Annotated in this window: 7 protein-coding genes; all 7 read left to right on the top strand. The window is 34.0% G+C overall.

Annotated elements, in window-relative coordinates; genetic code table 11:
• Positions 1 to 1,068 precede the first annotated feature (1,068 nt).
• The 7 genes from ENI34_05090 to ENI34_05060 all read left to right on the top strand — a co-directional run bounded on the left by ENI34_05090 (position 1,069) and on the right by ENI34_05060 (position 9,942).
• Complete coding sequence (locus tag ENI34_05090; protein HEC78503.1) at positions 1,069 to 2,463, top strand: SPASM domain-containing protein; 1,395 nt, start codon at positions 1,069 to 1,071, stop codon at positions 2,461 to 2,463.
• A complete protein-coding gene (locus ENI34_05085) occupies positions 2,464 to 3,453 on the top strand; it encodes an ATP-binding cassette domain-containing protein (protein HEC78502.1) in 990 nt (329 codons plus the stop codon). It begins immediately after the preceding gene.
• On the top strand, positions 3,404 to 4,222 hold the full coding sequence (locus ENI34_05080; protein ID HEC78501.1) for a hypothetical protein: 819 nt from the start codon (positions 3,404 to 3,406) through the stop codon (positions 4,220 to 4,222). Before ENI34_05085 ends, ENI34_05080 begins: the two co-directional genes overlap by 50 nt.
• Complete coding sequence (locus ENI34_05075) at positions 4,223 to 5,017, top strand: hypothetical protein (GenBank protein ID HEC78500.1); 795 nt, start codon at positions 4,223 to 4,225, stop codon at positions 5,015 to 5,017.
• A 255-nt stretch (positions 5,018 to 5,272) separates the two neighbouring features.
• Positions 5,273 to 6,505, top strand: coding sequence for an MFS transporter (locus ENI34_05070; GenBank protein ID HEC78499.1), 1,233 nt, complete (start codon positions 5,273 to 5,275; stop codon positions 6,503 to 6,505).
• Positions 6,506 to 6,515: 10 nt separating this feature from the next.
• Positions 6,516 to 8,630, top strand: coding sequence for a hypothetical protein (locus tag ENI34_05065; GenBank protein HEC78498.1), 2,115 nt, complete (start codon positions 6,516 to 6,518; stop codon positions 8,628 to 8,630).
• A 286-nt stretch (positions 8,631 to 8,916) separates the two neighbouring features.
• Positions 8,917 to 9,942, top strand: coding sequence for a PqqD family protein (locus ENI34_05060; GenBank protein ID HEC78497.1), 1,026 nt, complete (start codon positions 8,917 to 8,919; stop codon positions 9,940 to 9,942).
• Positions 9,943 to 10,150 lie beyond the last annotated feature (208 nt).

The raw sequence follows: 10,150 nt of genomic DNA, 5'->3' as shown, positions 1-10,150 counted from the left end.
GCGTTATCTGTTGTTATTTCTTACTTTTTATTAAGTTTCTCATGTTCTATAATTGTCTTTGCTAACAATTTTTTTTCATTTATTATTGCCATTATTATTGGTTCATTAGGGACCGCATTTGCAACAGGTTCGTTTACGGCGTGGATTCTCGCTACTGATTCAGGCATAAAGAAGAGGTTGTCCAGTTTCTATGCGGAATTAGGAATAGCAATGTCAATCTGCAAAATATTAGGGGGGATTACAGGCGCTGAATCTGCTATATTTTTCTTTCCTAAAAGAAGATCAATCCCCAGGATGAGTTTTGGAATCTTCAATGAGTTTGTCTTGACCACACCAGGCACAGATTTTGGCAAGACAGAATTTTTGACCAATCGGTTTGGCTTTCTCTTTACTTACAACTTCAAACCCAAGTCCTGGCTCTACATTGCCTTAAACGACTATCGCACAGCTCAGAATGGCAGTCTTAGATTACAGAATCAGGTAGGTGCGGTTAAGGTGAAATATCTGGTGTACTTCTAAGAGCAGCAGATTGAAATAATCCCCGTGATTTCGGGAGATTTTAAAAATCTTTGTTCAAAATCGGCTGATTTTTGGGGTTTTGACATTTTATGTCAAAACCACTGACAAAAATGTCACAACGGCAAAGTATTGTAAAATAAAGCGTTGAGCGGTTTTAACCCATTTTTTTCAAAAAATCTGTGACAAAAATGTCACAAACCCAGAAAAAAGTCTTGAAATTTCAGGACAAAATTCTGGCACAAAAATTGCAAGTATAGTATTGCGGTTACTAAAAGCCAAATTTTATTAAATCTGAAGGCTGATTTTGATAATAAAAAGTTCTGAAAATTTGAGATCCGAAAGGGGGTGATAAAGATGATAATAAAAGAAAACAACACTTTCCTCATAATTATTTCAATTGGTTTACCTTTATTGGTTAATGCTGATATTTTCCCGGGTTGTAATCAGCGTACACAGCGATGTCCGAATTAAAAAATCAGGTATTAAAGGAGGCTTCAAAGAAGTTTATTTGAAGAAGCCTCCTTATTCAAAACTTCTGGAAAGTAATCTATGTATGAACTTAAAGAATCAAGGTATAATATCTGGGTAGTTGATTATCCATCAGAGAAATATTCGTTGGTTTTTAATACCTTACAAAATAGCTTATTGATGCTTCCCAATACCGTGCGGAATAAAATTAAGTATGATAACATAAATTCAATTTCACACAAATTATTGACAGCATTGCTTGAATTAAATATACTGGTAGAAAAAGAAATCAATGAGTTAAGGGTTTTAAAATATTGGTTTGAGCGGTATCGGTTATTAACAGACGTGGTAGCGATTAGTTTTCTGCCGACATACAGTTGTAATTGCGCCTGTGTATATTGTTATGAAGAGGGTATAAATGATAGAAAGGTTGAAGATAAACATATGTCTGAAAATTTAGTTGCTGATTTGATGAAATGGGTTACAAATTTAGTTACAATTTGGTCACCGAAAACACTTGATTTTTGCTTCCACGGGGGAGAACCGTTGTTATTCCCTCAAATTTTGAGCAGTGTAGCTAAAGAAATAAATCAGGTAGCAGAAAAATATGCATTAAAAAAAGTTTTTTCAGTTGTAACAAATGGAACTTTGCTTTCAAGTAAAATCGTTGCTATGTTGAAAGAATACAATTTTAATAAAATCATGTGCACAATTGATGGTATTGCAAAGATTCATAACTCAAGAAGACCTTTTTGTAATGGTAAAGGTACTTTTCAGATAATTTTTAATAATATTAGAAATGCTTTAGATAAAGGTATGACTGTTATTATGTCAGTTAATATCGATCGGATAAATTATTCATATATAATAGATCTTATTAAATTTCTATCTACAAAAAAGATGCAAAAATACGATAGATTCAGCGTTGTTTTTGCAGTTGTTAAACAGGGACCACAAGCAGATAATCCTACCTACTTTGTTAAAAATCAACTCCATGGTAAGGAAATCGCTGATATATTTACGGTATTATATTCTGCGGCATTACGAGAAAAATTTAGAATAGTTGACCCAATTAGCAGCGGTTTTTGTTCTTATCGCACGATGAAAAATTTTTTTATTGATTACAAAGGAGATATATACAAGTGCGCAAGCCTTGTTGGAACCAAAGCTGGTTTTATAGGGAATATTAGACAATCTTTTAGTCCTATATTCAGAAGATTATCACAAGATTTTTATCCTATTCCGTGGGAAAAAGAAAAAAGGTGTAAAAAATGTAAATATTTACCTTTATGCCTTGGTGGTTGTGCACAACAGTCGTTATTATTCAATAACAACCGTGAGAAAGTTGATTGTATGTTTTCTTTCTTTTATAATTATTTACCAGAGGCTATAAAAATTAAATATAATAGAGCGCGGTTATTCCCAGATACAATGGATGCATCATCCATTTCTGTGAAAGAATTTTTGAGGCTATAAATGTCTATTATTATAGAAGTTAATGATCTGATAAAAATATACAAAGTCCACAAGAAAAAGCCTGGATTTTTAAATAGCTTAAAAGATTTTTTCTTCAGGAAGTACGAATCAGTAGTTGCTTTAAATAAAATTTCCTTTAAAGTAGAAAAAGGTGAATTACTTGGATACATTGGCCCCAATGGTGCCGGCAAGACAACGACCCTTAAAATATTGTCTGGCATTCTATATCCGACAAAAGGTAATGTCCGCATTATGGATTTTGTCCCTTATAAACGTAATAAAGAATTCCTTAAAAATATTGCTTTTATAATGGGCCAGAAAAGTCAACTATGGTGGGATATTCCTGCAATGGAAACTTTTTTACTTAATAAAGAAATTTATAGTATTCACCATAAAGCTTTTAATGAACGGCTGAAAGAACTGACTGAATTACTGGATATCGGTGATAAAATTCACATTCCTGTCCGAAAGCTTTCCCTTGGTGAACGGATGAAAATGGAACTTATCGCATCTTTATTGCATGCGCCTAAAATTATTTTTCTCGATGAACCTACAATTGGACTTGATATTATAGCACAGGATGTAATAAGAAAATTTTTGATTGAATATAATCAAACTCATAACGCAACGATTATTTTAACAAGCCACTACATCAAAGATATCGAAAGTATTTGTAATCGTATTATCATCGTTGACGATGGTCAAATAATTTTTGATGGCAAAAAAGAAGAAATTCTAAAAACATTATTACAGGAATCGGTTATTCGTATTAGATTTAAAAAACAACACACCGATGTAGAAAAAATCGGTGTTGTACTGTCACACAATAAAAATTATTATGTAATTAAAATACCTACAGTGAAACTTAAAGATGTAATTAGTTATATTCTGCAGAAAAATGAAGTAGAAGAGATAACGATTGACAAACTACAATTAGAGGATGCGATTAAAAGGATTTATGAAGATACAGGTAAATTTAAAAATAATTGATAACCTACTCAAGGAAAGCGTTGAATATAGAACGCACTATATTGCCAGTATACTGGTAATTACTTTGCCGTTGATATTTATATTTCTTTTGTGGGACAGTATCTTTACTGAAGTAAACTTCATTGGTGATTATACTAACATAAAGATTGTAACATATTATATTTTAGTCATTCTTCTCCGGGACGTATTCTATGCTGGTGTAAATTATGAAATTGCAAATGATATTAGGGAAGGACGACTTTCTAATTATCTTGTAAAACCTTATAGTTATTTTGGACATTCTTTATCAATTAAAATTGGGGCTAATATACAATATATTCCAATGACTGTTGTCATTTTAGCAATATTTGATCAGCTTTTCTTGAAAAAATTCTTTTTTCCCTCGGTTTTTTCGAACTATCTATACTTTTTTATTGTGCTTTTCCTCTCTTTTATTTTAAGTTTTTTGCTTACTTTTACAATAAGCCTTACTGCATTCTGGATTGAAGAAATCAGTTCACTTCAAACGTTTTTAGATATAATCGTACCTATTTCTGCTGGAGCTCTGCTGCCGCTTAGTCTCTTCCCAGAATTTTTACAGAAATTTTTCTCTTTTTTACCGTTTAAATATCTTCTGAATTTTCCGATCGAAACATACCTTGGTAACCTTATGCCTTCCGAAATTTTTGTGGGGATTTTTGTGGAAGCAGTCTGGATTATTGTTTTTTGCTTCAGCGCATATTTTCTGTGGCGAGCTGGGACAAAAAAATACCAAGCTTACGGAGGATAGATGCATAAATACCGAATACTTTTATGGCGGTTTATAAAAAATTCTGTTATTAGAGAAATGGAATTTTCGATTAATTTTTTACTACAACTTATTAGCAACACGCTGTGGTTCTTTTTTACTGTGCTTTTTTTTGATATAATTTATCACCATATTAAAACGATCAACGGATGGAGCGTTCATCAAACATATTTCTTGGTTGCTACCAATCAGATTATAATATATCTTTATCAATCTTTCTTTGCACAGAACTTTAACAAATTCCCCAGGCTTATTCGCACGGGTGATTTAGACCATCTTTTGTGTAAACCCGTTGATGTTCAATTCATTTGTTCAGTACGATACTTTGATGTGAAATCATTTTTGTTGCTACCCATACCGTGTTATTTTCTTATACATTCGTTAAGTCAGATGAAATTAGTGCCATCATCTGGACAGATCATAATGTTTACTATATTTGTGCTGGGAGGTGTGATTTTAAGATATTTATTAGGACTTTCTATAATGTTATTGTCGTTTCTTTTTGTTGAGGTTACTGCTTTATACTGGATGCAAAGTGAATTTCTGCGATATGCATCATATCCCGCGAGTATTTTTAAAAACGGATCACGCATCTTTTTTACTTTTCTAATACCGGTTATACTAATTGCAAATTTACCGGCGGCAGTGATATTGAAGACGATAGAAAACTATCAAATTTTAGCTCTTTTTACAATTTTTTACATCTTTATTGGCTTTTTTATCTCCAGAAAACTTTTTTATCTTTGTTTGAAAGGCTACAGTAGTGCAAGTAGCTAAGTTGGTGAATCATATTTACCGACAGAATTCAAAATCAACATTTCGTATGAATGCGAATCTAGGTTTAATAAACAATGATCAAAGAAAATTTAACATATAATATTGAATCCTGCAAGAACTGCGAGATAGAAGGTTTATGCAAAGGTGGTTGCTACATAACCAGAGAATTTTTCAAATCAAGGAAGACACCTAAGATTATGGAGTATCGCTGTCAGCTTACTAAATTAGCTACTCAAAGGTTGTTAGACAGATATTATGGTTCAGTATCTCTTTGACAAAAGCCGAAGCAAATATGAAAGATTCTATTTTCTATTTAGATGTGCAGGCAATTTCGCCGTTGCCCTTTCTCTTTCTATTAATACTATTTTCTATCTCTCGCGCGGATTAAACTTAGAGCAGATCGGCTATTTAAGTGGTGTATCAGGCGCTACGATTTTATTAACTGAATTTCCCACAGGTATCTTTGCAGATAGATATGGAAATGCGTTATCTGTTGTTATTTCTTACTTTTTATTAAGTTTCTCATGTTCTATAATTGTCTTTGCTAACAATTTTTTTTCATTTATTATTGCCATTATTATTGGTTCATTAGGGACCGCATTTGCAACAGGTTCGTTTACGGCGTGGATTCTCGCTACTGATTCAGGCATAAAGAAGAGGTTGTCCAGTTTCTATGCGGAATTAGGAATAGCAATGTCAATCTGCAAAATAGTAGGGGGGATTACAGGCGCTTTGATTTACCCAATAATTCAGTTTGCTCCTTATCTGCTGTCTTCAATAATATATTTCGCCCTTGGAATTACATTTTTAATGGTCAGTCCTATTTCCTCCACCCGATTAAAAGAAAAAGTGAAAGCTGAAAGTATCAAAAGTTTTTTTATGCATGCTAAAACTACCTTAATGTTTGCCGTTAAGAATCGAGGAATATTGCTGATATTAATAATTACTGTTTTGTTTATATGTGCTGCAATGGTGCCTTTTATCTACTGGCAGCCGTTAATTTTAAGTAAACTAAACACTGAAGACATCAAATATTTGGGCGGCGTTTTTACATTATTTATACTCTGTGGAATATTAGGCAATTGGGTATTAAAGAAATTCTTTGCAAGGATAAGTGAATATACAAAATTATTCGCTCTGTTTATAAGTCTTGGTGGTGTTGCTCTGTTTGTTACCGGCTATTTTCAAAATGCAATTTTTTCGTTAATGGCATTTTTAGTTTATCATTTCACACTTGGTACTTCATCACCTCTAAGAGCAAGAATTTTAAATGAGCGTATACCTGACGATATGAGGGCATCAGTACTTTCTTTTGTTTCATGGGTGGAAGCGGTTGCACAAATTATGTTCTCCGTTATTGTTGGGTTTTTAACGCGGTTTGTTAATATCAGCACATTGATAATGCTCGCGGCTTTTCCTATTGTGGCTGCATTTTTATTAGCCTTGATGATACCGAAGCATAATTTGTCGAACTCTAAAACCTTGTAAGGAAATTCAGATGCTGAATCTGCTATATTTCTCTTTCCTATTTTTAAATCTTAATAAAAAAGTTATTATATCTCAATACATTGAAAAAACACCAAAAATTGATGGATTTATTGAAGAGTCCTGGTTGACAGGAGATTCAACAGGTGGTTTTGTGCAGAGTTCTCCTTATGAAAAAAGTCCACCTTCAGATGAAACCGTGGTCTATCTCAGGCAGGATAGAGATAATCTCTATGTGGCATTTCGTTGCTGGACAAAGAATATTAAACCTGTGAACCGCTTAAGTTCAAATGACGATGCGGTCATGATATATTTAGACCCATTTGCTATTAAGACGACCGCCTACTGTTTTGTGGTATATATCAGTGGTTTGTATGAAGATGGTTGGATTCTGGATGACGGCAGGTTATTTGACACTTCCTGGAACGGGGTCTGGGATTACGCAGTAAAAGTCTATGATGACCGTTATGAAGTGGAGATAAAGATCCCTTTTAAGTCCATTCGCTATAAAAAGGGCCTTTCTGAATGGGGAATAAATTTTCAGCGATATATCTCAGCAAATCAGGAGAGCGATTACTGGACCGAGGTTTTGCAGAAGGAGGGGATGCTCGTTTCAAAATTTGGGACATTAAAAAATATCAATCCCCAGGCAATGGGTTATTATTTTGAAGTCTATCCTGAGGGTTTTTTGCGCCGTGACAGGGATACTATTGAGACCGATACCAAATTCAGTGGTAGTCTGAATCTCAAATGGGACCTTACACCTCAGACGACACTCAATGCCACCGCATTCCCTGACTTTGCCCAGATTGAATCAGATCCATTTACTTTGAATTTAACCCAATATGAGACCTATCTGAATGAGCGAAGGCCGTTTTTCCTTGAGGGTGCAGATATCTTTCGGATGTCAGACTTTGGTCAGGGCGCAGGTTTTTTTAAACCTTTAAGGATTTTCTATTCGCGGAGGATAGGTAAATCAATAAATAGTGAAGTAGTGCGGATAATTGGTGGTTTGAAACTCACGAGCAAGTCAGAAAGATTGAATTACGGGCTTTTTGGTGCATATACTGACAGGATAATGCATAATGATACTCTAATTGAGCCGGCTCGTGGTTTTGGTGTATTAAGGGCAAAGTATAAGGTCTTGTCTGCTTCAGACTTAGGGGTACTCTTCAGTGGTACAGCAGTAAATAGTGATACTTATAATTATGCAATTGGTTTTGATGGTGCGTATCGTTCAGGTCCGAATCAGTTCATCATTCAAACGGCAATGAGTGATAAAAGCGAAAAAAGAGGGTGGGCGTTCTCTTCAGGTTATTTTGGTTTTATCAAAAACTTTTTGACAATGGCAAGTACTGGGGTTATTTATGACTCATTTGATGTTGGTGATGTCGGCTATGTTCCCTGGGTCGGGATAAAAGAACTGACGATCTTTAGTGGACCATTTTTACAGTACCAAAAAGGTGCATTGAGCACACTCTGGTTTGGCAGTGGATTTTCTTTGTTCCAGGAGCCGGGCGAGAAAAATGATTGGTCAAAATCGGGTTTTTTGATATTTAATCCCAAATTTCGGAATAATTGGGGATGCAGTATAGTATTGCGTGGTGGTATGTATCATGAGGCAAATACGGATTATTTAAGTCGGGGGATGAATCTTTCAATTTGGGGCAATAGTCCACGTTGCGATTTCTGGTTTGGTGGTAATATTAATTACTCCTATAACTATCGCCGGGATTTTCTTGCCTTTCAGGCAAATACCTATCATGGGTTTTATTGGCCAATAATACCCCGGGTTTCATTAGAAGTGAATTCAAACTTCTGGGTTGAGTGGGATACGACCAATACTATCATTGCCGTCTGGCCCATGGCAACACCGAGGATAGATTTTACGATTACACCCAGGATGAAATTTGGAATTTTTAACGAAGCTGTGTTTACCATGCCGGAGACGAGAGTTAAAGATATGGAATTTTTGACCAATCGGTTTGGCTTTCTCTTTACTTACAACTTCAAACCCAAGTCCTGGCTCTACATTGCCTTAAATGACTATCGCACAAATCAGAATGGCAGTCTTAGATTACAGAATCAGGTAGGTGCGGTTAAGGTGAAATATCTGGTGTACTTCTAAGAGCAGCAGATTGAAATAATCCCTGTGATTTCGGGAGATTTTAAAAATCTTTGTTCAAAATCGGCTGATTTTTGGGGTTTTGACATTTTATGTCAAAACCACTGACAAAAATGTCACAACGGCAAAGTATTGTAAAATAAAGCGTTGAGCGATTTTAGCCCATTTTTTTCAAAAAATCTGTGACAAAAATGTCACAAACCCAGAAAAAAGTCTTGAAATTTCAGGACAAAATTCTGGCACAAAAATTGCAAGTATAGTATTGCGGTTACTAAAAGGGTGATTATTGATGAATTTAACTGAAATTGAATATCCTAAATTGAGAAACGATATAAAATTTAAAAAGACGGCACAGGAGTACTTTCTTCTTGAGGATGAACTTTCAGGAAATTTATATCGTTTTAAAGCACCGGAGTTTTATATTTTAAAACAGATGAATGGCATGCATCCTATCGATGAGATTTTAGCTTTGGCGGAGGAAAAGCTCAATTATGAAATTGATAAAGAGACGCTGCTTGCTTTTATAAAAAAACTGGCTGATTTTCATTTATTAGAAGAAAAAAATTTTAATCTAGAAAAAGAAAATAGAAAATCTATGTTATCCCTCGATTTATTGGATTTAAATGTCGAAAAATTTACTGATGTTATTTTTAAATACACAAAATTTTTTATCAAAAAGTGGATAATAGTAATAAATTTATTAATAATTGCCTTTTGTCTTTTCCATACAATAATGGATTTTCGATATGGTAAGACGGATATCCGATTACAAGCGTCTAATGTTGTTGTATTGATTCTATTACTTTATATAACGTCATTTTTCCATGAAGTCGGTCATATCTCGGCATGTTATTATTATCGGATTAAGGTGAAGTCATTTGGTATTAAATTACTTTTTTTTATACCACTATTTTTCATAACCTGTCCGGATGTTTGGTTGCATTCTAAAAAAGAACGATTATTAATCAGGGCGTCAGGACTTTATTATGAGACGATTTTCTATAGTACCATTTATCTGGTGAATTTTATCTTCTTTCACTCCCCATTATTATCTTTTATTCTATTTGGAATATTTATAAAGATCATACTGAATATTATTCCATTTTTTCCGAATGATGGACACAGTATACTTTCTGAATTATTTAATTGTACTCATCTTCTAAATCAAACAAGGGAGTATGTGCTCCATTTTTTTAAAAAAGGGAATTACGGTTTCACGAAAAGCAGACAGATAATTTACTTTTTATATGGGTTTGCGAGTATTGCTTTCTGGACTATTTTTTTGGTTCGATTTTTTCGTATGATAAAAATATAGGGAAGATCATAGAATGAATGATTTAACAAAAGAAAGGAGGTGATGATTATGAAGAAAATAGATCTCGAATTAGAAATCATTGAATCAAAAATAACGCTTCCAGGAATTCCGGTTTTTTGTTGCTGTTGCTGTAACTGTAACTGCAATTCAGAAGCGAATTAGGCATATTCCCTCCGATATGATCTTCCCTATATATAACTAAAGAGGA

The organism is candidate division WOR-3 bacterium, assembly GCA_011052815.1.
Lineage (GTDB): Bacteria > Hydrothermota > Tepidihabitantia > SM23-42 > SM23-42 > DRIG01.
Note: the sequence above shows the minus strand (reverse complement) of the source record. Positions and strands in the feature narration are given on the sequence as shown.

Coding starts and splice junctions, on each gene's coding strand:
- ENI34_05090 (HEC78503.1), top strand. CDS start 1,069: ATGTATGAACTTAAAGAATCAAGGTATAATATCTGGGTAGTTGATTAT.
- ENI34_05085 (HEC78502.1), top strand. CDS start 2,464: ATGTCTATTATTATAGAAGTTAATGATCTGATAAAAATATACAAAGTC.
- ENI34_05080 (HEC78501.1), top strand. CDS start 3,404: ATGCGATTAAAAGGATTTATGAAGATACAGGTAAATTTAAAAATAATT.
- ENI34_05075 (HEC78500.1), top strand. CDS start 4,223: ATGCATAAATACCGAATACTTTTATGGCGGTTTATAAAAAATTCTGTT.
- ENI34_05070 (HEC78499.1), top strand. CDS start 5,273: ATGGTTCAGTATCTCTTTGACAAAAGCCGAAGCAAATATGAAAGATTC.
- ENI34_05065 (HEC78498.1), top strand. CDS start 6,516: ATGCTGAATCTGCTATATTTCTCTTTCCTATTTTTAAATCTTAATAAA.
- ENI34_05060 (HEC78497.1), top strand. CDS start 8,917: ATGAATTTAACTGAAATTGAATATCCTAAATTGAGAAACGATATAAAA.